22 protein-coding genes and 3 pseudogenes are annotated in these 25,324 nt (G+C 57.7%); 8 read left to right on the forward strand and 17 right to left on the reverse strand.

The window, feature by feature from the left end:
• Window positions 1-100: 100 nt before the first annotated feature.
• The 8 genes and pseudogenes from NVV94_RS25540 to NVV94_RS25575 all read right to left on the reverse strand — a co-directional run.
• Window positions 101-991 (reverse strand): ABC transporter permease subunit, encoded by an 891-nt coding sequence (locus NVV94_RS25540; RefSeq protein ID WP_258445047.1) that lies wholly within the window; start codon window positions 989-991, stop codon window positions 101-103.
• Window positions 988-1,908, reverse strand: coding sequence for an ABC transporter permease subunit (locus NVV94_RS25545; RefSeq protein WP_258445048.1), 921 nt, complete (start codon window positions 1,906-1,908; stop codon window positions 988-990). Before NVV94_RS25545 ends, NVV94_RS25540 begins: the two co-directional genes overlap by 4 nt.
• Window positions 1,905-3,047, reverse strand: a complete 1,143-nt coding sequence (gene potA, locus NVV94_RS25550; protein WP_258445049.1) for a polyamine ABC transporter ATP-binding protein — start codon at window positions 3,045-3,047, stop codon at window positions 1,905-1,907. The genes NVV94_RS25545 and potA overlap by 4 nt, the downstream gene beginning before the upstream one ends.
• A gap of 55 nt (window positions 3,048-3,102) precedes the next feature.
• Window positions 3,103-4,197, reverse strand: coding sequence for a polyamine ABC transporter substrate-binding protein (locus NVV94_RS25555; RefSeq protein WP_309304276.1), 1,095 nt, complete (start codon window positions 4,195-4,197; stop codon window positions 3,103-3,105).
• 214 nt (window positions 4,198-4,411) lie between these two features.
• Window positions 4,412-5,509: a polyamine ABC transporter substrate-binding protein gene (locus NVV94_RS25560; protein WP_258445050.1), complete on the reverse strand. Its 1,098-nt coding sequence runs from the start codon at window positions 5,507-5,509 to the stop codon at window positions 4,412-4,414.
• 161 nt (window positions 5,510-5,670) lie between these two features.
• Entirely contained in the window at window positions 5,671-7,035 is a 1,365-nt protein-coding gene (locus tag NVV94_RS25565; protein ID WP_258445051.1) for an aspartate aminotransferase family protein, read from the reverse strand.
• Window positions 7,036-7,085: 50 nt separating this feature from the next.
• Window positions 7,086-8,444: a glutamine synthetase family protein gene (locus NVV94_RS25570; protein WP_258445052.1), complete on the reverse strand. Its 1,359-nt coding sequence runs from the start codon at window positions 8,442-8,444 to the stop codon at window positions 7,086-7,088.
• Window positions 8,445-8,595: 151 nt separating this feature from the next.
• Window positions 8,596-8,862, reverse strand: a pseudogene (locus tag NVV94_RS25575) (gamma-glutamyl-gamma-aminobutyrate hydrolase family protein); the annotation flags it as partial.
• A gap of 278 nt (window positions 8,863-9,140) precedes the next feature.
• On the opposite strand from NVV94_RS25575, the gene NVV94_RS25580 reads away from it, so the two are divergent.
• Window positions 9,141-10,517, forward strand: coding sequence for a glutamine synthetase family protein (locus tag NVV94_RS25580; protein WP_258445054.1), 1,377 nt, complete (start codon window positions 9,141-9,143; stop codon window positions 10,515-10,517).
• 215 nt (window positions 10,518-10,732) lie between these two features.
• Window positions 10,733-11,389: a TetR/AcrR family transcriptional regulator gene (locus NVV94_RS25585; RefSeq protein WP_258445055.1), complete on the forward strand. Its 657-nt coding sequence runs from the start codon at window positions 10,733-10,735 to the stop codon at window positions 11,387-11,389.
• A 71-nt stretch (window positions 11,390-11,460) separates the two neighbouring features.
• Here NVV94_RS25585 and NVV94_RS25590 read toward each other — a convergent pair whose 3' ends face one another.
• From NVV94_RS25590 to ssuE, 6 genes are all read right to left on the reverse strand, one after another.
• The gene (locus tag NVV94_RS25590) at window positions 11,461-11,676 is read right to left on the reverse strand and encodes a molybdopterin-binding protein (RefSeq protein WP_009400132.1); all 216 of its coding nucleotides are present in this window, start codon (window positions 11,674-11,676) and stop codon (window positions 11,461-11,463) included.
• Window positions 11,648-12,514 (reverse strand): aliphatic sulfonates ABC transporter ATP-binding protein, encoded by an 867-nt coding sequence (ssuB, locus tag NVV94_RS25595; RefSeq protein WP_258445056.1) that lies wholly within the window; start codon window positions 12,512-12,514, stop codon window positions 11,648-11,650. The genes NVV94_RS25590 and ssuB overlap by 29 nt, the downstream gene beginning before the upstream one ends.
• Entirely contained in the window at window positions 12,511-13,305 is a 795-nt protein-coding gene (gene ssuC / locus NVV94_RS25600; protein ID WP_258445057.1) for an aliphatic sulfonate ABC transporter permease SsuC, read from the reverse strand. The genes ssuB and ssuC overlap by 4 nt, the downstream gene beginning before the upstream one ends.
• Window positions 13,306-13,315: 10 nt before the next feature.
• A complete protein-coding gene (gene ssuD, locus NVV94_RS25605) occupies window positions 13,316-14,464 on the reverse strand; it encodes an FMNH2-dependent alkanesulfonate monooxygenase (protein ID WP_258445058.1) in 1,149 nt (382 codons plus the stop codon).
• Between the two features lie 57 nt (window positions 14,465-14,521).
• The gene (locus NVV94_RS25610) at window positions 14,522-15,487 is read right to left on the reverse strand and encodes a sulfonate ABC transporter substrate-binding protein (RefSeq protein ID WP_258445059.1); all 966 of its coding nucleotides are present in this window, start codon (window positions 15,485-15,487) and stop codon (window positions 14,522-14,524) included.
• A gap of 94 nt (window positions 15,488-15,581) precedes the next feature.
• Window positions 15,582-16,175 carry an NADPH-dependent FMN reductase gene (gene ssuE / locus NVV94_RS25615; RefSeq protein ID WP_258445060.1) on the reverse strand — a complete coding sequence of 198 codons (594 nt, stop codon included), beginning with the start codon at window positions 16,173-16,175 and terminating at the stop codon, window positions 15,582-15,584.
• Window positions 16,176-16,627: 452 nt separating this feature from the next.
• Between ssuE and NVV94_RS25620 the strand changes: the two genes are divergently transcribed.
• From NVV94_RS25620 to NVV94_RS25630, 3 genes are all read left to right on the forward strand, one after another.
• Window positions 16,628-16,918 carry a DUF3077 domain-containing protein gene (locus NVV94_RS25620; RefSeq protein ID WP_258445061.1) on the forward strand — a complete coding sequence of 97 codons (291 nt, stop codon included), beginning with the start codon at window positions 16,628-16,630 and terminating at the stop codon, window positions 16,916-16,918.
• A 278-nt stretch (window positions 16,919-17,196) separates the two neighbouring features.
• On the forward strand, window positions 17,197-17,697 hold the full coding sequence (locus NVV94_RS25625; protein WP_258445062.1) for an Hcp family type VI secretion system effector: 501 nt from the start codon (window positions 17,197-17,199) through the stop codon (window positions 17,695-17,697).
• Window positions 17,690-18,388 carry a DUF4225 domain-containing protein gene (locus NVV94_RS25630; protein ID WP_258445063.1) on the forward strand — a complete coding sequence of 233 codons (699 nt, stop codon included), beginning with the start codon at window positions 17,690-17,692 and terminating at the stop codon, window positions 18,386-18,388. The genes NVV94_RS25625 and NVV94_RS25630 overlap by 8 nt, the downstream gene beginning before the upstream one ends.
• Before the next feature lie 12 nt (window positions 18,389-18,400).
• On the opposite strand, the gene NVV94_RS25635 is transcribed toward NVV94_RS25630, so the two are convergent.
• The 3 genes and pseudogenes from NVV94_RS25635 to NVV94_RS25645 form a co-directional block, all read right to left on the reverse strand.
• Window positions 18,401-18,826 carry a hypothetical protein gene (locus NVV94_RS25635; protein WP_258445064.1) on the reverse strand — a complete coding sequence of 142 codons (426 nt, stop codon included), beginning with the start codon at window positions 18,824-18,826 and terminating at the stop codon, window positions 18,401-18,403.
• Between the two features lie 1,646 nt (window positions 18,827-20,472).
• A pseudogene (locus tag NVV94_RS25640) lies at window positions 20,473-20,922 on the reverse strand (redoxin domain-containing protein); the annotation flags it as partial.
• A gap of 167 nt (window positions 20,923-21,089) precedes the next feature.
• Window positions 21,090-22,412, reverse strand: coding sequence for an OprD family porin (locus NVV94_RS25645; protein ID WP_258445065.1), 1,323 nt, complete (start codon window positions 22,410-22,412; stop codon window positions 21,090-21,092).
• Window positions 22,413-22,848: 436 nt separating this feature from the next.
• Here NVV94_RS25645 and tauA point away from each other — a divergent pair, with 436 nt between their 5' ends.
• The 3 genes and pseudogenes from tauA (at window position 22,849) to tauD (ending at window position 25,278) form a co-directional block, all read left to right on the forward strand.
• Window positions 22,849-23,826 (forward strand): taurine ABC transporter substrate-binding protein, encoded by a 978-nt coding sequence (tauA, locus tag NVV94_RS25650; RefSeq protein WP_258445066.1) that lies wholly within the window; start codon window positions 22,849-22,851, stop codon window positions 23,824-23,826.
• Between the two features lie 17 nt (window positions 23,827-23,843).
• A pseudogene (locus tag NVV94_RS25655) lies at window positions 23,844-24,398 on the forward strand (ATP-binding cassette domain-containing protein); the annotation flags it as partial.
• Between the two features lie 46 nt (window positions 24,399-24,444).
• Window positions 24,445-25,278: a taurine dioxygenase gene (gene tauD / locus NVV94_RS25660; RefSeq protein WP_258445067.1), complete on the forward strand. Its 834-nt coding sequence runs from the start codon at window positions 24,445-24,447 to the stop codon at window positions 25,276-25,278.
• Window positions 25,279-25,324 lie beyond the last annotated feature (46 nt).

A 25,324-nucleotide genomic window follows, 5' to 3' on the forward strand; every position in this document is an offset into this window, starting at 1 on the left:
AAGCGGAACGCCGCCCGGCCCTCTCCTACAAAGGATCACGCAGTCCCTGTAGGAGAGGGCCGGGCGGCGTTCCGCTTGCCCGCGATGAGGCCCGAAAACTTTACACCGACACAGGCGCCGCAGCCCGACGCGCATCCGGTTGCTTCCACGAATCGGCAGCGCTTTCTTCGATCGCCTGCTGGATAGCGCGACGACGACGCTCTTCGGCCTGACGGCTGAAGTACCAGACCAGGAAGGTGACGAAGGAAACCGCCAGCAGGATCAAACTGGCCACCGCGTTGATCTCCGGCTTCACACCCAACCGCACGGCCGAGAAGACTTCCATCGGCAAGGTGGTCGAGCCCGGCCCGGAAACGAAGCTGGCCAACACCAGGTCGTCCAGTGACAGGGCAAAGGACATCATGCCACCGGCCGCCAGCGACGGCGCGATCATCGGGATGGTGATCAAGAAGAACACCTTCCACGGCCGCGCGCCGAGATCCATGGCCGCCTCTTCGATGGACAGGTCCAGCTCACGCAGACGCGCCGAGACCACCACCGCCACATAAGCGGCACAGAACGTGGTGTGCGCGATCCAGATCGTGACGATGCCGCGCTCCTGCGGCCAGCCGATCATCTGCGCCATGGCCACGAACAACAGCAACAGCGACAGACCGGTGATCACCTCGGGCATGACCAGGGGCGCGGTGACCAGGCCACCGAACAGCGTGCGGCCCTTGAAGCGGGTCACCCGGGTCAGGACGAAGGCGGCCAGCGTGCCCAGCGCCACGGCCGCAATGGCCGTGTAGCAGGCGATTTCCAGCGAGCGAACCACCGAGCCCATCAGTTGGCTGTTGTCGAGCAGGCCGACATACCACTTCACCGACCAGCCGCCCCAGACCGTCACCAGCTTGGAAGCGTTGAACGAGTAGATCACCAGGATCAGCATCGGCAGGTAAATGAACAACAACCCCAGCACCAGCATCAGGTTGGAGAAACTGAAACGCTTCATGCCCTGCCCTCCATCTCTTTGGCCTGACTACGGTTGAAGAGCAGGATCGGCACGATCAGAATCGCCAGCATCACCACCGCCAGGGCAGACGCCACCGGCCAGTCACGGTTGTTGAAGAACTCTTGCCACAACACTTTACCGATCATCAGGGTTTCCGGACCGCCGAGCAGTTCCGGGATAACGAACTCACCCACCACCGGAATGAATACCAGCATGCAGCCGGCAATGATGCCGTTCCTGGACAGCGGCACGGTGATCTTCCAGAAACTGTTGAAGGTGCTTGAGCCCAGGTCCGACGCCGCTTCGAGCAGGCTCTGGTCATGCTTGACCAGGTTGGCGTACAGCGGCAGGATCATGAACGGCAGGTAGGAATAGACCACGCCGATATAGACCGCCAGGTTGGTGTTGAGGATCTGCAAGGGCTGATCGATCAACCCCAGCCACATCAGGAAAGCATTGAGCAGGCCGTTATTGCTGAGGATCCCCATCCAGGCGTACACGCGAATCAGGATGGCCGTCCAGGTCGGCATCATGATCAGCAGCAGCAGGACTGTCTGCCGTTCCGGGCGCGCCCTGGCAATGGCGTAAGCCATCGGATAGCCGATCAACAGGCACAAGATGGTGCTGAAGAAGGCCATATTCAACGAGCCGAGGTACGCCGAGATATACAGCTCGTCGTCGCCCAGCAGCGCGTAGTTGGCCAGGTTGAGCACCAGCTCGACTTTCTGTTCGACGTAGCTGTAGATCTCGGTGTACGGCGGAATGGCCACGTCGGCTTCGGCGAAGCTGATCTTCAGGACAATGAAGAACGGCAACATGAAGAACATGAACAGCCAGAGAAATGGCACGCCGATCACAAATTGGCGCCCGCCGGGCGTTATTCGTTCCAACGCACGTTTGAGTTTTCGAATTTTCATGAGCGCAGCACCACGCCGCTGTCGTCTTCCCACCAAACATAGACCTGATCGTCCCAGGTAGGACGGGTACCACGGCGCTCGGCGTTGGCCACGAAGGACTGCACCAGCTTGCCGCATGGCAACTCGACGTGGAACACCGAGTGACCGCCCAGGTAGGCGATATCGTGAACCTTGCCGCGCGACCAGTTGTGTTCGGTGGTGGGCTGCTCGGTGGTCACCAGCAGTTTTTCCGGACGGATCGCGTAGGTGATCTTCTTGTCCTGCACCGATGTGCTCACGCCGTGGCCGACGTAGATATTGCGCTCCAGCTCAGGGCTGGCGATCAGTGCATGGCCTTCGGCATCGTCGACCACTTCGCCGTCGAACAGGTTGACGTTACCGATGAATTCGCAGACCAGGCGGCTGGTCGGGGTTTCGTAGATATCAATGGGGCTGCCGATCTGGGCGATCCAGCCCAGGTGCATGATGGCGATGCGCTGGGCCATGGTCATGGCCTCTTCCTGGTCGTGGGTCACCATCACGCAGGTCACACCGACCCGCTCGATGATTTCGACTAGTTCCAGCTGCATCTGCGAGCGCAGCTTCTTGTCCAGGGCACCCATCGGCTCGTCGAGCAGCAACAGCTTCGGACGCTTGGCCAACGAGCGGGCCAGGGCCACACGCTGACGCTGGCCACCGGAGAGCTGGTGCGGCTTGCGCTTGGCGTACTGGCTCATCTGTACCAGCTTGAGCATCTCGGCCACGCGTGCATCGACTTCGGCTGCCGGAATCTTGTCCTGCTTGAGGCCGAAGGCAATGTTCTGCGCCACGGTCATGTGTGGAAACAGCGCATAGGACTGGAACATCATGTTGATCGGCCGCTCGTAAGGCGGCATATCGGTGATGTCTACGCCATCGAGGAAGATTCGGCCTTCGGTTGGCCGCTCGAAACCGGCCAGCATGCGCAGCAAGGTGGATTTACCCGAGCCGGAGCCGCCGAGCAGGGCGAAGATCTCACCCTTGTTGATTTGCAGGGACACATCGTCCACGGCAATCGTCTCGTCGAACTTCTTCGTGACCCGGTCGATTTTGACCAGCACCTGTTTAGGTTGCTGGTCGCCCTCGAGGGCTTTCTTATAGGCGCCGGAGGCAACTGCCATTAACGAAACTCCCAACAAATTTGCAGCCCGCCCAACAGGGGCGGACCTTGGATATTTATTTGCCCGACTTGACCTTGGTCCAGCTGCGGGTCATTAAGCGCTGCACCTTGGGTGGCAATTCAGAGTTGACGTAGAGCTTGTCCAGCACCTCTTGCGGCGGGTACACCGCTTTGTCGGTCCGTACCGTCTGATCCATCAGTTCGCCAGCCTTTGGGTTGGGGTTGGCATAACCGACATAGTCGCTGACCTTGGCGATCACCTCAGGCTGCAGCAGATAGTTGATGAAGGCATGGGCCTCTTTGACATTGCTGGCGTCACGCGGAATCGCCAGCGTGTCGAACCAGAGGTTGCCGCCCTCCTTGGGAATCACATACGCCACAGTCACGCCCTTGCCGGCTTCGGCAGCGCGCGCCCTGGCCTGGAATACATCGCCGGAAAAACCGGCGGCCACGCAGATATCGCCATTGGCCAGGTCGGTGATGTATTTGGATGAACTGAAGTAGGTGACGTAAGGCCGCACAGCCAGGAGCTTGGCCTCGGCTTTCTTGTAGTCCACTTCGTTCGTACTGTTGGGATCAAGCCCCATGTAGTTGAGCACGGCCGGTAGCATCTCATCGCCGGAGTCCAGGAAGGCAACCCCGCACTTGGAGAGCTTCTTGATGTTCTCCGGCTCGAAGAGCATGGCCCAGGAGTCGATCTTGTCGGTGCCCAGCACGGCCTTGACCTTCTCGACGTTGTAGCCGATGCCGTTGCTGCCCCACAGATAAGGCACGGCGTACTGATTACCCGGATCGTTCCTTTCCAGGCGCTTGAGTAGCGCCGGGTCGAGGTTCTGCCAGTTGGGCAGCTGCGACTTGTCGAGCTTCTGGAAGGCACCCGCCTTGATCTGCTTTCCCAGGAAATGGTTGGAAGGCACCACCACGTCATACCCGGTATGACCGGCGAGCAACTTGCCTTCCAGGGTTTCATTGGAGTCGAAAACGTCATACACCGGCTTGGTGCCCGTGGCCTTCTGGAAATCCGCGAGCGTGGTCTCTCCGATGTAATCGGACCAGTTATAAATATGCACGGTAGGCGCGGCTTGCACGGCGACTGCCAGTGTCAGACCCGCGCCAGCCAGCATGGCCTTGCGAAACAAAAAAATGAACACGTGGGAGGTCCTCTCAATAGTGCCCGTGTCAGACGGCAGCAGAACTGCCGGACAACAAAACCGGCGCGCAACTTACCTTCGACAAACCCATCCAGCAAAACTTTCTGTCATTTAACTTCCTGTAACCCTTGCCGCAGACCATCTCAGGCCCGCGTTGCGGGCCAACTGGTGCGCCATTGCGACAGCCTGACGGCAGGGGCTACAGGTTGCGCACTTACTTACCCGATTTGATCTTGGTCCAGCTGCGGGTCAGGATCCGCTGGGTAGCGGCCGGCAAATCGGCGATCGCATACAGCTTGGCCTGCACGTCCGCTGGCGGATAAACGCCCGGGTCGCTGGTGATATCCTTGCTCACCAACGGCGTCGCCGCCGCGTTGCCATTCGGGAAACGCACTTCGTTGGTGATCTCGGCCATGATTTCCGGCTTCATCAGGAAGTTCATCCACTTGTAGGCGCCTTCGACGTTCTCGGCATCCTTGGGGATGGCGACCATGTCGTAGAAGCTGCCCGCACCTTCCTTCGGAATGTTGTAGCTGACCTTCACCTTGTCACCGGCTTCTTCTGCGCGGGACTTGGCCTGATAGATGTCACCCGAATAACCGATGGCTACGCAGATGTTGCCGTTGGCCAGGTCCGAAATGTACTTCGAGGAGTGGAAGTAGCCGATCGAAGGACGGACTTTCAGGAACAGCGCTTCGGCTTCAGCCAGCTGCTTCTTGTCTTGCGAATCGGTCGGGTAGCCCAGGTAGTGCAACGCGGCCGGAATCATCTCGGTCGGCGAATCGAGGAAGCTGATGCCGCAAGACTTCAGCTTCTCTGCGTTTTCCGGCTTGAACACCAGGTCCCAGGAATTGACCGGTGCATCGGCGCCCAGGGCGGCCTTGACCTTCTCGGCGTTGTAGCCGATACCGATCGAACCCCACATGTACGGGAAAGCGTGCTCGTTACCCGGGTCGCTGACCGACACTGCCTTGAGCAGCGATTCATTCAGGTTCTTCCAGTTCGGCAGCTTGGATTTGTCCAGCTTCTGATAAACGCCAGCCTTGATCTGCTTGGCCAGGAAGTTGTTGGACGGCACAACGACGTCGTAGCCCGATTTACCTGCCAGCAGCTTGGCTTCCAGGGTTTCGTTACTGTCGAAGACGTCGTAGACAACCTTGATCCCCGACTCCGCCTCGAACTTCTTCACGGTATCCGGCGCGATATAGTCCGACCAGTTGTACACATGCAGTACTTTGTCGTCTGCCTGAACAGCACCGGCCATTGCCCCCAACAGCGACATGGCGAGGAGAGTCTTGCCCGTTATCTTCATGCGTAATGCTCCGATTATTTTTTTTACCTGTTCCATTGCCGCTTCTTTGTCATCCAAGAGCCGGGCGACTGAAACAATTGATAGTCTGGCAAGATCCAAGGTGCCCTTTCAAGGAAAGAGCAACCTTGTTACAACACCTTATCCACCGCTGAGACTAGCACTTAGCCGTTCAATGCTTCCAAGGTCAGGTCCAGGCACTTGCGTGCCTTGGTCACCAGCTCGTCGATCTCCGCATGGGTGATCACCAACGGTGGTGCAATGATCATGGTGTCGCCCACGGCGCGCATGACCAGCCCGTTGTCGAAACAGAACTGGCGGCAGATCATTCCGACGCCCTTGTCGACATAACGCTCGCGGGTTTCCTTGTTCTTGACCAGTTCGATTGCCCCCAGCAGCCCCAGCCCGCGAACTTCGCCCACCAACGGGTGGTCGTTCAGCTCCCGCAGACGTTTCTGCAAATAGGGTGCCGTGTCGGCTTTGACCCGCTCGATAATTTTCTCGTCGCGCAGGATGCGGATGTTTTCCAGGCCCACGGCGGCGGCTACCGGGTGGCCGGAGTAGGTGAAACCGTGGTTGAAGTCGCCCCCTTCGTTGAGCACCTCGACCACGGTGTCACGTACGATCACACCTCCCATCGGGATGTAACCGCTGGTCAATCCCTTGGCGATGGTCATCAGGTCCGGTTTCAAATCGTAGTAGTCGCTACCGAACCACTCACCGGTGCGACCGAAACCACAAATCACCTCATCGGCCACGAACAGGATGTCGTACCTGGCCAGGATCTCCTTGACCTTCGGCCAGTAGGTGTCCGGTGGAATGATCACGCCGCCGGCGCCCTGGATCGGCTCGGCAATGAACGCCGCGACATTGTCTTCGCCAACTTCGAGAATCTTCTTCTCCAGTTGCTCGGCCGCCCACACCCCAAACTCGTCCGGGGTCATGTCGCCGCCTTCGCCGAACCAGTATGGCTGCGGGATGTGCACGATGCCCGGGATGGGCAGGTCGCCCTGTTCATGCATGCCGACCATGCCGCCCAGGCTGGCGCCGGCCACGGTGGAGCCGTGATAGCCGTTGATGCGGCCGATGATGACTTTCTTCTGCGGCTTGCCCTTGAGCTTCCAGTAATGACGAACCATGCGCAGCACGGTGTCGTTGCCTTCGGAACCGGAGCCGGTGAAGAACACATGGGTCATGCCGGCCGGCGCCACATCGGCAACGGCCTTGGACAGCTCCAGCACCGGTGGGTGCGCGGTCATGAAGAAGGTGTTGTAGAACGGCAGTTCCTTCATCTGCTTGCTGGCAGCCTGCACCAGCTCGTCACGGCCGTAGCCAACGGCCACGCACCACAGGCCGGCCATGCCGTCGAGGATCTTGTTGCCTTCGCTGTCCCACAGGTGAACGCCCTCGGCCTTGGTGATGATCCGCGGGCCCTTTTGCTTCAGCTGCTTATAGTCGCTGAACGGGGCCAGGTGATGCTCGCGGCTCAGGGCTTGCCACTCGAGAGTTTGCGGGTTCTTGACGCTCATGTGCTTCTCCGTTTCCAAGGGGCCGTGCAATCGCTGCGGCCCCGTGTTGATCAGACCGCGAACAGCAGGAATTCACGTTCCCAGGAGCTGATTACGCGTTTGAAGTTTTCATGCTCGGCACGCTTGACCGCCACGTAGCCGACAATGAATTTTTTACCCAGGTACTGTTCCAGGGCCACGCATCGTTCCATGCGTTCGAGGGCATCTTCGATCGTCAATGGCAGGCGCAGATTGCGCCGCTCATAGCCGCGCCCCTTGACGGGTGCACTCGGGTTGATACCTTCGACCATGCCGATGTAACCGCACAGTAGGCTGGCAGCGATTGCGAGGTAAGGATTTGCGTCAGCGCCTGGCAGACGGTTTTCGACCCGGCGGTTCTGCGGCCCCGCATCCGGCACCCGCAGGCCCACGGTGCGGTTCTCTTCGCCCCATTCCACGTTAACCGGTGCGGAGGTATCGGGCAGGAAGCGGCGGAACGAGTTGACGTTGGGCGCGAACAGCGGCAACAACTCGGGAATGAACTTCTGCAGGCCACCTACGTGGTGCAGGAACAGTTCGCTCATGGTGCCGTCTTCATTGGAGAAGATGTTCTTGCCGGTGTGAATGTCGACGATGCTCTGGTGCAAGTGCATGGCGCTGCCCGGCTCGCCGGTCATGGGCTTGGCCATGAAGGTGGCGGCGACATTGTGCTTGAGCGCCGCTTCACGCATGGTCCGCTTGAACACCAGGATCTGGTCGGCCAGCGACAACGCGTCGCCGTGACGGAAGTTGATCTCCATCTGCGCCGTGCCATCTTCGTGGATCAGGGTGTCCAGGTCCAGGTTCTGCAGCTCGCACCAGTCATAGACGTCTTCGAACAGCGGATCGAATTCGTTGGCCGCTTCGATAGAGAAGGACTGGCGCCCGGTTTCCGGGCGACCGGAGCGGCCAATGGGCGGCTGCAAGGGGAAGTCAGGGTCTTCGCAGCGCCTGGTCAGGTAAAACTCCATCTCCGGCGCCACGATCGGCTGCCAGCCCCTGTCGGCATAGAGCTTCAAGACCTTCTTGAGAACGTTGCGCGGCGACAGCTCGATCGGATTGCCTTGCTTGTCGTAGGTATCGTGGATCACTTGCGCGGTAGGCTCGATGGCCCAGGGTACAAGAAACACCGCTTTCTCGTCGGGACGGCAGAACATGTCGATGTCGGCCGGGTCCAGCAATTCGTAATAGATGTCATCTTCTACGTAGTCGCCGGTGACCGTCTGCAGCAAAACACTCTCGGGCAAGCGCATGCCCTTTTCGGCAATGAACTTGTTGGTTGGGGAAATCTTGCCGCGAGTGATCCCGGTGAGGTCGCCGATCATGCATTCGACTTCGGTGATCTTGTGCGCTTTCAACCAATCGGTGAGCTGGTCGAGGTTGGTACTCATAAATACCTCAGGAGGTAAAACCTGCCTCTAACAAGAGTCAGGCGCTTTTTGACGCATCTGCGTCGCGTTGTATTGCCCGTTTTCGGCAGGCATCGCCAAATCCCTGGAAAACATCAAGGTACTGGAGTTTTTCGCGCACTTGCCACCCTGCAGGCATGCCAATGGCCACCGCCGGGCGAATCAGCGGTAAAGTAGTGCGGACATGTTCGGAATCATGAACTGTACCCAGCGCGCTCGCAGGGCCACTATAGTGATAGGGTTCGATGTTCGGCGAGCCGGCGAGCGAAGGCAGGCTCAGCTGCACGCCACTGGCTGTTGCCGCTGCAGTGCGGACGCACGGGGCGCCACTGCTGTGGTGGGCATGTAAACCGATCTGCCTGGAGCAGGTGGTCACGCCGATTGTCGGCAGGCGAGACATGGAACCCCCGGTATTATTGCTGTTATGGGTTGCAATCGAGCTTAGCCTTGTTCATTTTTTTACACAACACCCCCGTAAAAAATAGAACACGGCCCGCTCAAGCCTGCAGTCGCCAAGGCGGCAAATGCGATTTGAGCGCCCTAAATTGCGGCAAAAGTGCCTTTTCAGCGCTTTTTCAGGGCAAAACAGGGCTCTCTTGACTTCAAGGTGGCTTTCGGATTGACTGAAACAGCAAAGAGCCAATTGATTGATATTTTTAACAACAAAGGTGTTGCATCATGTCGGTACCCCCGCGTGCCGTTCAGCTTAACGAAGCGAACGCATTCCTTAAGGAACATCCTGAGGTTCTGTACGTTGACCTTCTGATTGCAGATATGAATGGTGTGGTGCGTGGCAAACGCATCGAACGCACCAGCCTCCATAAGGTTTACGAGAAAGGCATCAACCTGCCGGCCTCCCTATTCGCCCTGGATATCAACGGTTCGACGGTGGAAAGCACCGGTCTGGGCCTGGACATCGGTGATGCTGACCGGATCTGTTATCCCATTCCTGACACCCTGTGCAACGAGCCTTGGCAGAAGCGCCCTACCGCGCAACTGTTGATGACCATGCACGAACTTGAAGGTGACCCTTTCTTCGCCGACCCACGCGAAGTGCTCCGCCAGGTCGTCACCAAGTTCGATGAACTCGGCCTGACCATCTGCGCCGCCTTCGAGCTGGAGTTCTACCTGATCGACCAGGAGAACGTGAACGGCCGGCCTCAACCGCCACGCTCGCCGATTTCCGGCAAGCGCCCGCACTCGACCCAGGTCTACCTGATCGACGACCTCGACGAATACGTCGACTGCCTCCAGGACATCCTCGAAGGTGCCAAAGAGCAGGGCATCCCGGCCGACGCCATCGTCAAGGAAAGTGCCCCGGCGCAATTCGAAGTGAACCTGCACCACGTTGCCGACCCGATCAAGGCCTGCGATTACGCGGTACTGCTCAAGCGCCTGATCAAGAACATCGCCTACGACCATGAGATGGACACCACCTTCATGGCCAAGCCTTATCCTGGCCAGGCAGGCAATGGTCTGCACGTGCACATCTCGATACTCGACAAGGAAGGCAAGAACATCTTTGCCAGCGAGGATCCCGAGCAGAACGCCGCGCTGCGTCACGCGATCGGCGGTGTGCTCGAGACCCTGCCGGCGCAGATGGCCTTCCTCTGCCCGAACGTCAACTCCTACCGCCGTTTCGGCGCACAGTTCTACGTGCCGAACTCGCCGAGCTGGGGCCTGGACAACCGCACGGTCGCGATTCGCGTGCCGACCGGTTCCGCGGACTCGGTGCGCATCGAACACCGCGTCGCCGGTGCCGATGCCAACCCGTACCTGCTGATGGCCTCGGTCCTGGCCGGGGTGCACAACGGCCTGATCAACAAGATCGAGCCAGGCGCGCCGGTAGAAGGCAACTCTTACGAGCAGAACGAACAGAGCCTGCCGAACAACCTGCGCGATGCCCTGCGCGAGCTGGACGACAGTGAGGTCATGGCCAAGTACATCGATCCTAAATACATCGATATCTTCGTGGCCTGTAAAGAGAGCGAGCTGGAGGAGTTCGAACACTCCATCTCGGACCTTGAGTACAACTGGTATCTGCATACCGTTTAAGCGGGTGCAGTAGAAAGAAAAGCCGTCGGCCACAAGCCGGCGGTTTTTTTTGAGTTCTATGTTGCCTGGCAGGGCCCCATCGCTGGCAAGCCAGCTCCCACAAGGATAGTGGACACCCCGCAAATCCCTGTGGGAGCTGGCTTGCCAGCGATGAGGCCCTGCAGTCTTGCCCCCCGCTCGGATACAATGCCTCCAGCCCCGCACTGGAGACCACCATGACGCGCCTCGCCACGCCCCGCAAACCACGCGCCCGCAGCCAGGCCCGGATCGACTCGATACTCGACGCCGCCCGTACCCTGCTGGCCAGCGAAGGAGTGGCCAGCCTGTCGATCTACAGCGTGGCCGAACGCGCGCAGATCCCGCCGTCGTCGGTCTACCACTTCTTCGCCAACGTACCGGCGTTGCTCGAGGCATTGACCGCCGATGTCCATAGCGCTTTCCGAGCCTGCCTGCTGGCCCCCATCGAGCACGCCAGCCTGACGCAATGGCGCGACCTGTCGCGACTGGTCGAGCAACGCATGCTGGTGATTTACAACCAGGACGCCGCCGCCCGCCAGTTGATCCTCGCCCAGCACGGCTTGAGCGAAGTGACCCAGGCCGACCGCCAGCACGACATCGAGCTGGGCGATCTGATGCACAAGCTGTTCGATCACCATTTCCAACTGCCGGCCCTGCCCTCGGACGTCGATGTCTTTGCGCTGGCCATGGAGTTGGGCGACCGGGTATATGCGCGCTCGGTGCAACTGCATGATCAGATCACCCCGCGCATGGCCGAGGAAGGCATGCGGGTGTTCGACGCCTATCTGGGCCTGTACCTTCCGCCCTATCTGCCTAAACGCGATGCCCCTGCAATGCAGCTAATCCGGACATGATGAGCCAGGAACCGCAAACGACTTAACCCCGGAGGGCGGGCCCATCCGGGGTTATCCACAGCCCTTCTCCATTACAGTTTGGCGATCGACACCTCGGTGGATTTCACGAATGCGATCACTTCGCTGCCAATGGTCAACTCCAGCTCCTTGACCGAGCGCGTGGTGATCACCGACGTGACGATGCCCGAGGCGGTCTGCACATCGATTTCCGAAAGTACCGGACCTTCGAGGATTTCTTTCACGGTGCCCTTGAACTGGTTACGGACGTTGATTGCTTTGATAGTCATGGCTTGCTTCCTTCGTTGGGTAGAGATCAATGAGCCAGCGCAATTGCGTAGGCAAAGGTGCTACGGGTTCTGGCTCGGGCGCGCTGCCCGGGGCCGACAACACTCGGTTGAGTACTTGTGCTTCCAGCGCCGCCAGACGGTGTGAACCGCGCGCCCGCGGCCGCGGCAACTCGACCTGCAGGTCCAGGCCCACCTGGCCTTCTTCGATCAGGATCACCCTATCGGCAACGGCTACCGCTTCGCTGACGTCATGGGTCACCAGCAGCACGGTGAAGCCGTGTTGCTGCCAGAGCCGCTCGATCAGTTGCTGCATCTCGATCCGGGTCAGTGCATCCAGTGCGCCCAATGGCTCATCGAGCAACAGCAGGCGTGGCTTGTGAATCAGGGCTCGGGCCAGGGCAACGCGTTGCTTTTGCCCTCCCGACAATGCCGCCGGCCATTCATCGGCACGTTCGGCCAGCCCCACGGCTTCCAGCGCTTCGAGCGCCTGCGCCCGCCAGTTACCCTGCAGCCCGAGGCCGACGTTATCGATGACTTTTTTCCAGGGCAGCAAACGGGCCTCCTGGAACATCAGCCGGGTATCTTCACGCGCCTCGTTCAAGGGCGCCGAACCGGCCAGCAATTGCCCTTCGGTGGGCCGGTCGAGACCGGCGAGCAGGCGCAGCAAGGTGCTCTTGCCGCAGCCGCTGCGCCCGACGATGGCGATGAACTGCCCCGCCGGAATGTGCAGATCGATATCGCGCAACACCTGCCGCTCACCGAAGGCCTTGCGCAACTGGCGCACTGCCAGGGGAATTCCGCGCAGCAGCCGTGCCGGTTGTTCTTGAAGAATGGTCATGCCGCGCCCCCCTTGGCCACTTGATAGGCCGGGTGCCAACGCAACCAGACACGCTCGAGACCGCGCGCGGCGAGGTCGGCCAGCTTGCCGAGCACGGCGTACAGCAAGATCGCCAGGACCACGACATCGGTCTGCAGAAACTCACGGGCATTCATCGCCAGATAACCAATGCCGGAGCTGGCGGAAATGGTTTCGGCGACGATCAAAGTCAGCCACATGAAGCCCAAGGCAAAACGCACCCCGACCAGAATCGATGGCAAGGCGCCGGGCAGGATCACTTGCCGAAACAGGCTGAAGCCCGACAACCCGTAGCTGCGCGCCATCTCCACCAACGCCGGGTCGACGTTGCGAATGCCGTGATAGGTATTCAGGTAAATCGGGAACAAGGTGCCCAGAGCAACCAGGAAAATCTTCGCCGACTCATCGATGCCGAACCAGAGGATCACCAACGGAATCAACGCCAAGTGCGGCACGTTGCGGATCATTTGCACGGAACTGTCGAGCAGGCGCTCACCCCATTTCGACAGGCCAGTGATAAAGCCCAGGCTCAGGCCGATACCGCCACCGATCAAAAAGCCGATGCCGGCGCGCCAGCCGCTGATTGCCAGGTGTGTCCAGATCTCGCCGCTGCGCACCAGCGCGACCCCGGCTTCGGTCACCGCACTGGGTGCCGGCAGAATCCGCGTCGACAGCCAGCCAGTGCTGACCGCCAGTTGCCAGACGGCCAACAGCAGTACCGGCAGCGCCCAGGGCGACAGCTTGAAGATGATTGTGTCCGACGTGCGACTCATGCTCGTGTCCTCAGCTCTGCACAGCGGCTTTGGGCAGGATGTCGTTGGCGACCATCTCGCCGAACGGGCTGACGTAATTGGCGCCTTGGGGCTGCTCTGGTCGTTGCACGTCCAGGTGCGGGAACAGCAACTCGGCAACGCGATACGACTCTTCCAGGTGTGGATAACCGGAGAAGATGAAGGTGTCGATGCCGAGCTCCGCGTACTCCTTGACCCGCGCCGCCACCGTCGGGCCGTCGCCGACCAGTGCAGTACCGGCACCACCGCGCACCAGGCCGACACCGGCCCACAGGTTCGGGCTGACTTCCAGGTTGTCGCGGTTGCCGCCATGCAACGCCGCCATGCGCTGCTGGCCGACCGAGTCGAAGCGCGCCAGTGAGGCCTGGGCCCTGGCAATGGTGTCATCGGCCAGGTGCGAGATCAGCCGCTCGGCGGCTTGCCAGGCTTCGGCGTTGGTTTCACGCACGATCACATGCAGGCGGATACCGAAGCGCACAGTGCGACCCAGTTTGGCCGCCTTGGCCCGGACTTCTTCGATCTTCTGCGCTACTGCCTCCGGAGGTTCGCCCCAGGTCAGGTACAACTCGACCTGCTCGGCCGCCAGGTCCTGGGCCGCTTCGGAAGAGCCGCCGAAATACAGCGGCGGACGCGGTTGCTGGACGGGTGGGTAAAGTAGCTTGGCGCCCTTCACGGTGATGTGCTGGCCGTCGTAATCCACCGTCTCGCCTTCGAGAACGCGACGCCAGATGCGGGTGAACTCGACCGATGCCTGATAGCGTTCTTCATGGCTGAGAAACAGACCGTCGCCCGAAAGCTCTTCCGGATCGCCGCCGGTGACCAGGTTGAACAAGGCGCGCCCGCCGGACAGGCGATCGAGGGTTGCCGCCTGCCGCGCCGCGACCGTCGGCGAAATTATCCCCGGGCGCAGCGCCACAAGAAACTTCAGCCGCTGGGTAACCGGAATCAGCGAGGCCGCCACCAGCCAGGAATCTTCGCAGGAGCGCCCGGTGGGGATCAGTACCCCGCCGAAGCCGAGGCGATCGGCAGCCTGGGCAATTTGTTGCAGATAGCCGTGATCGACCGCACGGGCACCTTCGGCAGTGCCAAGGTAATGGCCGTCACCGTGGGTTGGAAGAAACCAGAAAATATTCAGGCTCATGGAGTTGTCTCCTAAGGGTGGCTCAAGCCGGAGCGGCGCCCCGGCTCGTACGAATCGTTACTGGGCAGTTGCGACTTTGGCCGGCGGCGTCCAGATCACATCCTTGATGCTCAGCGGCTTTGGAATCAGCTTGAGTTGGTAGAAGCTGTCGGCGATTTTCTGCTGCGCGCTGATCACTTCAGGCGTGAGGAAAGCCGCGCCATAGCCCTGGCGCTTGACTGAGGCAAGGGTGATATCGGCGGGCAGGCCGAGCAGCGGCGCGACTTGATCGGTCACTTCCTGCGGGTTGGCTTTGGACCACTCGCCAATGGCGCGGACCTCATCAACCAGCGTCGCGATCACTTGCGGATGCTGCTGGGCGTAGGGCTTGGTCGCCAGGTAGAACTGATGGTTGTCGACGATGCCTTTGCCGTCGCGCAGCGTTCGCGCCTGCAGTTGTTTTTCGGCGGCGGCCTGGTACGGGTCCCAGATGACCCAGGCATCCACGCTGCCACGCTCGAAGGCGGCACGCGCATCGGCCGGCGGCAGGAAGACAGTCTGGATGTCGCTGTATTTGAGGCCGGCATCTTCCAGCGCACGCACCAGCAGGTAGTGCACGTTGGAGCCCTTGTTGAGCACGACTTTCTTGCCCTTGAGGTCCTTCACCGAATTGATCGGCGAGTCCTTGGGCACCAGGATCGCTTCGCTGGTCGGCGCGGGCGGCTCGTAGGCAACATAGAGCAAATCGGCGCCGGCGGCCTGGGCAAACACCGGGGGTGTCTCGCCGGTAACGCCGAAATCGATCGAGCCGACATTCAGCCCTTCAAGCAGCTGCGGGCCACCTGGAAACTCGGTCCACTGCACTTGCACGCCCTGCTCAGCCAGGCGCTTTTCCAGCGAGCCCTTGGCCTTGAGCAGCACCAGGGTGCCGTATTTCTGATAACCGATACGCAGGCTTTGTGCCTGAGCTTGAGTAATGGCGCCGAAGGACACAGCCGCAGCAAACAGAGCGACCAGACCACGACGCAAAATGACAGTGCGCATAGCGCTCTCCTTTTGCGGTTGGGTTCAGGCTGCACCTGCTTGCCCGTTGGCGGGCGAGTAAGGCGAGTACTTCTAAAGCGTGGGTTACAGCGGCTCAGATACTCCAGCGAGCACTGAGCAGACGTTCATTCAACAGTCGCGGGTCCAGCGGTTTCGGCCGCCTGGCCAAGGCACTGTGAAACTGCTCCAGGGCCTCGTTCAAACGCTCCTGCAGCGCCGGCGCCAACTGCGCGGCGGCGGTGCCATGGCCGTAGGCGATCTGACTGTCGTCAGCAAAGATCCCCTGCAGCGTTTCCTGCGCCTTGAGCGCCGCCAATACCGGCTTGAGCGCAAAATCGATTGCCAACATATGGGCGATGCTGCCACCGGTTGCGATGGGCAATACCACCTTGTGACTCAGTGCCCGCTCGGGCAACAGATCGAGCAGGGTCTTCAGTGCACCGGAGAACGACGCCTTGTACACCGGCGTCGCCACCACCAGGCCGTCGGCCTGCTCCACCAGTTCCAGAAAATTCAAAACATGCGGGCTGTCGAAGCGTGCATGCAGCAAATCCTCGGCGGCAAAATCACGCACCTGAAACGTCACCACCTCCACGCCCTGTCCTTGCAGCCAGTGCTTGCAACGCTCCAGCAACACGCCGGAGCGAGAGCGAAGACTGGGGCTACCACCGATAGAGATGACCAGCATTCAAACGTTTCCTTGTCAGGGTCAACGGGGTGTTGCGAGGTGGGTATCTCGCTGGGAATGGGGAGACATTAACAGTTGTTTTATATATCCATAAATCATATTTTTTCATTTGTTTATTCTTTTATTGAATATAAAAATATCCCGTTACCAGTGCCGATCTTTCAGTAAAACGTCCTAGGAACTATCCTGCGCACGCTGTCGCCTCTGGCTGATTGTCCGATCCAGGTCGCGGGACTAACTTCGCTCAGTCGCTGAAACCAGCGGCCGGGTGTGAGAACCCGAGTGGCATCCGCTGCAGCCCTTTCATAGCGCCAAGCGTTATGGCAGCTGTGCGCGGGCAGGCTTCGGCCTGGCCGGGTTCCTATGCCCTCGGTTTCTCACCCCGCGTACGGCTGCCACCCTAATCCCGTGAGAAGGACGGGTGACGGCTCCATCGTCATAGGAGTTGTCCCATGAAAAAAATTGTCCCCGACCCACCTTTCACCCTCGGCAAAACCACCACCACCCCATTCGGCACCTGCGATGCCGGCCACGCTCCGTTGTTCGCTGTACGCGATGGCATTGCAGCCGAAGATGCGCTGATCCACGCATCATTGCTGTTACGCGGCGTGTGCGACACCACCAGCGCCTGCTGCCAGCAAGCCAGCCGCCTTGAGCAAAACGGCCTGCTCTGGTCCAGCCTGCACAGCGCTGAGATGGCCAAGGCCTTGGTCGATGCAGTGCTCGATGGCATGCAGGTCTGAGCCATAAAGCAAAAAATCATTGTGGACTAATGCCCAGCCTTCATCCCAGCAGGCTGGCTGCCACCGAATTACTGACCTTCCATGAAAGCGAATCCGATCCAAGTGGACACACTTCTCATAAGGGCAGTTAGGTCTAAGTGCTGCTAACGCTTGATCACTTCGGAAATTTCCTGCGCAAATCAAAGACAAAGGCCGCATACAAAATGTGTTGACTCCACCAGTCTTGACCGCCTGCACCCCTGCCAAACCTGCTTGCCATACGAAAAGGAGTGGTATTTATGGCGATTCACAGTTACATGTCCATTAAAGGCAAAATACAAGGCTTGATTTCCGCTGGTTGTTCCGCTCAAAACTCCATTGGAAACAAGTGTCAGGCTGGTCACGAAGACGAAATCATGGTGCTGGCTTACTCGCATAACATGGCCTCTGGCAACAACGGAACCTTTTCTGGTGGGCGTGGCAAACACATGCCAGTCGTTATCACCAAAAATATTGATAAATCCACACCTTTGTTGGCCAGCGCTCTTCATGATGGAGAGGAGATCGATTGTAAAATCGATTTTTATCGGATTTCATCTTATGGCCGCCAGGAAAAATATTTTACTGTGACGTTAAGTGGTGGTCGCATTGCCAATTTAAGCGTTCAGGTTCCGCATGCCATTAACATGGGCGATGCGCAGCCACAGGAAATCATGGCCATTAGATACAGGGATATTAGCTGGGTACACCATCCCGCAAGTACAAGCGCCTACCGCTCTTGGGGTAACGAAGGTGAATGAGCAATCATGTGATATTCATGACGTGGTTAAATCCGCCTCTGACCTGGTTGCATTAGGGTGTACGGCAGGCGCTACGAATTTCCATGACGGCATCACGCAGATTCAGTTCAACTCAATCGTCTCTAATTATGTAAACGAAGTTATAAATGACGTTAACGACGGGGTAATAAGTGCTTGGGAGGGAGTGCAAGAGATTAGAGAGGAGCATGCTGAGCTAGAAGCTAAGGTACTTTTTTATGCTGGAAATGGCGTCGGTATTGTTGCTGGGGTTATACAAGTTGAAGTAGGTCTTGCAGCTTCGGCGGGTACAGGTGGACTTGCCACTGGCGGCGGCTTGGCTCTTGTCGCGCACGGGGTTAACAATATCTATGAAAGTGCAACAAATATCTACAATGGCCCTGCTGCGCTCGGCACGACTGGGCCTGTGAGGCGATTTTATCAAATATTCTCAAGGGGGAGTTATGAAGGCAACATGGCGTATTACTCGATGGACTTGATTTTGTCGGGTTTCGGTATGATTAGGCCCGTCCGCAAGCCGGATTCTGTGCAACTTTTTAATCATGACCCTATCAACCATGAAATGGCCTACCGACAAGCGAGCAAATTGGCCTTATACTTCGAAGCGTTAGTCGACTCGCTTACGATTAACGCAATGATAAAAGAAGAGGAGCCTAAAGCGGAAGCAAAGTAAGCTTCCCCACTTTCAGCCCCCTTGACGAATACGCCTAAAATAAACCAGATGACTAACGGCAAACGTCATGAATACAACGCCAGATACAATTCGAAAGCCCCACCCTTCCAGCACAACAAAATCCTCTAACCAAACCATAACAACGGCTGTGAAGAATGCAGCGGATACGATGGTCCCCAAGTAAAAAGCGAGTATATTAGAGCGTTTTTTATGATCAATTTTGCCGCCTCGCGCGGTGTACCGTAACATAGGCACGTAATAGCCAACACCAATCACCATGAGAACAACAAATATAACACCGTAGATCACTCGATAATGAGCACCATCCAAAGAGAAAATCTCAATTAAACCCCATGTAAAAAAAGCCGTGTAAATCACACATGAAGGTATAACCAAAAAATAAGGCCTAACGAAATCAATAAAACCTCTACCAGCCATTACTTTACCCGCGCACTATTCGAAATAAAAAATATTGCCAACCATGAATAAATTTACGCCACACCACGCATTCTTGGAATACAAACGCAAGCCAAAAACAACGAGAGCGATGTACGTGGCAATATAGGCGACTCGTAAAATACCTCCTTCTAAGGAGAACAACTCCTTTAGCGGCCACACAACAATTCCCATAATAGGGATTGCGCAACCGAAAACCAAACAAGACACAGAAAAATAGTATCTAACATTTGCTAAATTCATCTTTATTTCATACCCTGTCGATATACAAATTAGAATTATTATATGTGGAATACGCGATTCTTTCTACTGGTGTGAGCAACACTTTTGAATCCATAAATATATACCGCTAGCGTCCGCTGCGGACAGGTCAATACTGCGCCCAAGGACCCCAACGGTCGTTGGTTCCAGTCTGCTTTTGTGCAAATATCCATTTCTATAGCAGCGTGCCCATACAACAATGAGCGTATAAGGAATCGCACAACCAAAACAAGTGAGCACACCGATAAATAGTAACTAAATCTTTCCATATTCATGAGCTTGAATATTCCGAGCGCGCTAAACCACTCCACGCAACACTGAGGATAATGCAACAGTGAACAGTCCAACATGGTGGATCGCATTTCTACTCATAAGCATACTACTCTACCTGCCTTCATTTTGGGCCAGGCTTGCATTTTCAGGCCACAACTACACCACTTTTAAATCTGGAGCAGTCACCGTATACAATGTTGCTTTTAGCTACATCCACCTCTCTTTCGTAGAAACAAGCAGCCTTCCGTTTATAGGAGAGTGGGACGACGCATTGCTCCGATTATTTTCATTTTTTATGGTTCTTGCTTATTTACTGTCATTCCCAACAAGCGACGAAAGGAGACACTGGTTCTCAAAAAAGAAAAATCGGCTTGAATTCATGCCTGCGCGAGACAAAAAAACTAGATTTTTCGCTTATCCGAAAACCTCACACATCTTTTCTTTAACAACAAAGCTAATCTTCACTATATTTATTTACGCACTCACAATAGCCTGCGCAGTTTTCTATACGGCAGTTATTATGTCGATAGCGAACTATTTTTTAGATCTAGAACGCACGACTTCCAGGGCTGCTACGGCTGTGTGTTTTGTTATCCTTTCGGGTTGTTTTTTAAAAGTCCTCCCCGAGGAATTCAGGAAACACATTGGACCCTATTAAATAGGCTTGAACCGAAGACCAAACAACGCAATGCAATTTGCAAGCCGTAAAATTAGAGCTAAATGAACGCCTACATCAATTTTGTAAGCTCACAGAACACCCTGATGGACCTGATCTATTACCTTGAGCCTGGGGCCAATACTTCCGTCGAAGGGATCACCGAGACGGTCAAGAAACGACTTACCGGGTTTTAAATCGGACTTCTGAATATTAATCGCTCTCAGGCGGTAGCCGATTTATTTTCGCCTGGCTGTAGGAGCAGGCTTGCCTGCGATGTTGGCGACGCGGTCTGTCTGTAACACGGCGGTGTTGCCATCGCAGGCAAGCCTGCTCCTACACGGGGCAAGCGCCGCAATCCACAATAACGTCGATACCCATGCTCTCAAAAAATGGGCCGTAAAACGGCCCAAAACCCTGCCGAGGCTAAACCGCTTGATCAACGATTCGGCTGCGGCGTCAATCGCAGATAAGGCTTCACCGCCCGATACCCCTTGGGAAAGCGCTGCTGAATCTCGGCCTCGTCCTTGAGCGACGGCACGATCACCACTTCATCACCGTCCTGCCAGTTGGCTGGGGTGGCGACCTTGTGGTTGTCGGTCAGTTGCAGCGAGTCGATGACCCGTAGAATTTCGTGGAAGTTGCGCCCGGTACTGGCCGGGTAGGTGATGGTCAGGCGGATCTTCTTGTTCGGATCGATCACGAACAGGGAGCGGACTGTCAGGGTGTCGTTGGCGTTGGGATGAATCAGGTCATACAGGTCGGAAACCTTGCGATCGGCGTCGGCCAGGATCGGGAAGTTGACGAGGGTGTCCTGGGTTTCGTTGATGTCTTCGATCCACTTGTGGTGCGAGTCCACCGGGTCTACCGACAGGGCAATGGCCTTGACTCATGGTGCGGCTCCTGTGGATGAGTGCTGTGGTGCTCACTGTGCAGGGATCGGGTGCAAATTAAAAAGAATATATATTGATTTATTTAGACCCATAAGGAATATAAAGATACGCACAAAACAAAGCCCGCACTGCAATGCGCCGGGCGGGCTTGATTTACGGAACCTTAAAGGAGGGGGATGGAGTAGCTGAGGATCAAACGGTTCTCATCTTGATCCTTGGTGTTCGCGATATCGCTACGCCACATGGCGTTTTTCCACATAATGCCCAGACCTTTCAGCGAGCCTGACTGTACGACATACGCCAGAGTCAGGTCACGCTCCCACTCAGTGCGCTCACCGATCGTACTGTCGATATTGTCACCTTTGAGATAGACAACAACTGCGGTAGCGCCTGGCAAACCGACCTTGGCGAAGTCATAACCATAACGCGCTTGCCAGGTACGCTCACCGGCGCGGCCGAATTTCTGAATTTGCGAGTCAGTGATGGTGTAGTTCGACGAGCCATCGCCCTGGTTCAGCCAAGGGAAATCGCTGTCACCATCGCTTACCTGGTAGCCGCCACCGAAGGTGTGGCCCGCGACGCTATAGAGGAACAGGGCACTGTATAGATCGTTGTCGACCTTACCTTTTGTGACGCCACCGTCGTAGAAGCCCGTGGTGAAATACCGTGGGTCGTTACCATTGGCGCCGTCATCGGAGCTGTTGAAGTAACGCAGATCAGTCTTCAATACACCCGGCCCAATCGACCAGTTGTGCACCAGTCCCAGGAAGTGCTGCTTATAGAAGTCATCCAGGTTGCCGTAGTAGTACTGCAGCAGCAGATCTTTGGTCAGCTTGTAGTCAGCCCCCGCGTAAAGGAACTTGTTGCTGAACTGGCCGGTGCGGGCATTATTGGCGCCTGCAATGGACATTTCTTCGTCATTGGAGGAGTTGCGGCCTTTGACATGCTCGATCTGACCACCAATCAAGGTGAGGTCCTTGATCTCGTTCGAAGTGATCTGGCCACCTTCGAACGTCTGCGGCAGCAAGCGGCCATCGTTGTAGGAAATTACCGGCAGTTTCGGCAGCAATGTGCCGTAACGCAGCTCTGTCTGTGAGAATTTGGCTTTGGCAGTCGCGCCAAGACTGGAAAAATCACTGACCGCGCGGCCATCACTGTCAGTCGGGAATACGGTACCGCCATAGCTGGCACTGGTTGGGTTGCCATGACGACCTTTACCCGAATCCAGACGCACGCCCAACAAGCCAATGGCATCGACACCAAAGCCCACAGGGCCTTGGGTGAATCCCGACGTGTAATCAAGCTGGAAGCCCTGGCCCCACTCCTCTTGATAGTTGCGGGCCGCACCGTGGTTGCGGTTGTCGTTGTTGATGTAAAAGTTACGCAGCTTCAACGTAGCCTTGCTGTCCTCAATAAAACCAGCAGCACCGGCTTGCGTGGCTACTACCCCAACAGCCACGGCAAGAGCCAAGGTGGACTTGTACATGTTTCACTCCTCAAGTTTTTTAGTTCTTGTGTTCAATGGCTGGGGATCTGTCGCCCCCTGGCCGCTGATGGGCGATTAGCACCAAAGTGTGATTGACCAGTCAATCGCGACTGGTCATTTCGAGACTATGGTCTAACGCGCCGACTCACTGAACACAGGTTAAAGACATTCCAATAAATCCAAAAAGAATTGTTTCTTAGTTTTTAAGATGATTATGGAATAATGAGCGCAACAGCTCAACTGCCGTGCCAGAGATTTTTTTAATTTCCTTAGGCTCTTAGTAGATTTTTTTTAGATCGATATCGCTGGGAGCCGCCCACCTTCCCTTAAACCGATTAGCTCCTAAGCTAATTCTAAAAAGTTATTTATTTTCATTTTCTTAGATCATCTAGTCTTCTCGCCAGTCGATCCCGACCGCCTGACAAGGAGTTGCGCCATGACCCTGCACACACCGATTCGCCTGCTGGCAGCTCTGTCGCTGGCGGGTGCGAGTTTCTTCAGCCAAGCGGCCGACCTCACCGTTGCCTACCAGACCACCGTCGACCCGGCGAAAGTCGCCCAGGCCAACGGCGAGTATGAAAAAGCCAGCAAGGCCAGCATCGACTGGCGCAAATTCGATGGGGGTGCCGAGGTCATCACGGCGGTTGCTTCAGGCGATGTGCAAATCGGCTACCTGGGTTCCAGCCCCCTGGCCGCAGCAGCCACTCGCAAGCTGCCGGTAGAAACCTTCCTGATCGCCACCCAGATCGGCGCCGCCGAAGCGCTGGTGGCGCGCAATGGTTCGGGAATCAATACACCTGCGGACCTGATCGGCAAGAAAATCGCCGTACCCTTCGTCTCCACCGGCCACTACAGCCTGCTGGCCGCACTCAAGCAGTGGAACATCGACCCTGCGAAAGTCACGATTCTCAACCTCGCCCCACCGGCGATCATCGCCGCCTGGAAGCGCGGTGATATCGATGCCACTTACGTTTGGGACCCGGCCCTGGGCGTGGCCAAGGAAAACGGCAAGGTCCTGATCACCTCGGGTGAACTGGCCAAGACCGGCGCCCCCACCTTCGATGCCTGGATCGTGCGCAAGGACTTCGCCGCCAAGCATCCGGAAATCGTCAAGGCCTTCGCCAAGGTCACCCTCGATGCCTACGCCGACTACCGCAAAAACCCACAGGCCTGGCTCGCCGACAAGAGCAACGTCGACAAGCTGGTGAAGCTCTCCGGCGCCAAGGCCAGCGATATCCCCGTGCTGCTGCAGGGCAACGTCTACCCGCTGGCCAAGGACCAGGTGACGCAACTGGGCGCACCGACGACCCAGGCGATCACCGATACCGCCACCTTCCTGAAGGAGCAAGGCAAGGTCGATAGCGTGCTGGCGGACTACTCGCCTTACGTCAACGCCACCTTCATCACCCACTGACGTCGAGAAGCGCAGCCATGGCCCTGTTACAACTGGAGCGCATCAGCGCACAGTACCCCGGCGCAACCGCGCCGGTGCTGGCGGACATTTCTCTGAGCCTGGGGCCCCGGCAATTGCTGGTGGCCCTCGGCCCTTCGGGCAGCGGCAAGACTTCCTTGCTGAACCTGATCGCCGGTTTCGTCGAACCCAGCGCCGGGCGGATCACCCTCGACGGCGTTGCGGTCAAAGGGCCGAGTGCCGAACGCGGGGTGGTGTTCCAGGACGACGCCCTGCTGCCCTGGCAGGATGTGCTGGCCAACGTCGCCTTCGGCCTGGAACTGGCCGGTGTGCCGCGCCAGCAACGGGAGCAGCGAGCGAAGGAAATGCTGGCGCTGGTGGACCTGGCGGGTTTCGGCAATCGCCGAATCTGGCAATTGTCTGGCGGGCAGAAACAGCGCGTGGGCCTGGCCCGCGCCTTGGCGGCCGACCCACGGGTACTGCTGATGGACGAACCCTTCGGTGCGCTCGATGCCTTTACCCGCGAGCAAATGCAGGAGCTGTTGCTGCAGGTCTGGCAGCGAAAACTGGTGCCCTGGCATGGCCAGAGTCACTGAGCCCGAACCGCCAACGAGACTAATCATGAGCCTGACCATCACGCCCCTTAGCCCAGCCCTCGGCGCCCAGATCAGTGGTGTCGACCTGAGTGCCGAGCTGAGCCTGGAACACCGCGACGCCATCGAACAAGCATTGCTCGAACATCAGGTGCTGTTTTTCCGTGATCAGCCGCTCACTCCACAGCAGCAGGCGCGTTTTGCGGCGCGTTTCGGTGATCTTCACATCCACCCGATCTATCCGAATGTGCCGGAGCAACCGCAAGTATTGATTCTCGACACGGCCGTGACCGACGTGCGCGACAACGCTGTCTGGCACACCGACGTGACCTTCCTGCCGACACCGGCCCTCGGCGCGGTGCTGAGCGCCAGGCAGCTTCCGACCTATGGCGGCGACACCTTGTGGGCCAGCGGGATTGCCGCTTATGAAGCGCTCTCCGAGCCGCTGAAAAAGCTGCTCGAAGGCCTGACCGCGACCCATGACTTCACCAAGTCCTTCCCGCTCGAACGCTTTGGCACCACTGCCCAAGACCTGGCCCGTTGGGAGCAGACTCGACGCAACAACCCGCCACTGTCACACCCGGTGATCCGTACCCATCCGGTCAGCGGACGCAAGTCACTGTTCGTCAACGAAGGCTTCACCACCCGCATCAATGAGCTGCACGAAGCTGAGAGCGAGGCAATCCTCAAACTGTTGTTCAGCCATGCCACCCGCCCGGAATTGACCATTCGCTGGCGCTGGCAGGAGAACGACGTGGCCTTCTGGGATAACCGCGTCACCCAGCATTACGCGGTGGATGACTACCGGCCGCAGCGGCGGGTGATGCACCGGGCGACGATATTGGGCGACAGGCCGTTCTAGTCGTTACCCCTCGTTCCCACGCTGCGTGGGAACGAGGAATCCTGCG

Origin of the sequence: Pseudomonas sp. LS1212 (assembly GCF_024741815.1) — a bacterium.
In the GTDB taxonomy this organism is placed as follows: Bacteria; Pseudomonadota; Gammaproteobacteria; order Pseudomonadales; family Pseudomonadaceae; genus Aquipseudomonas.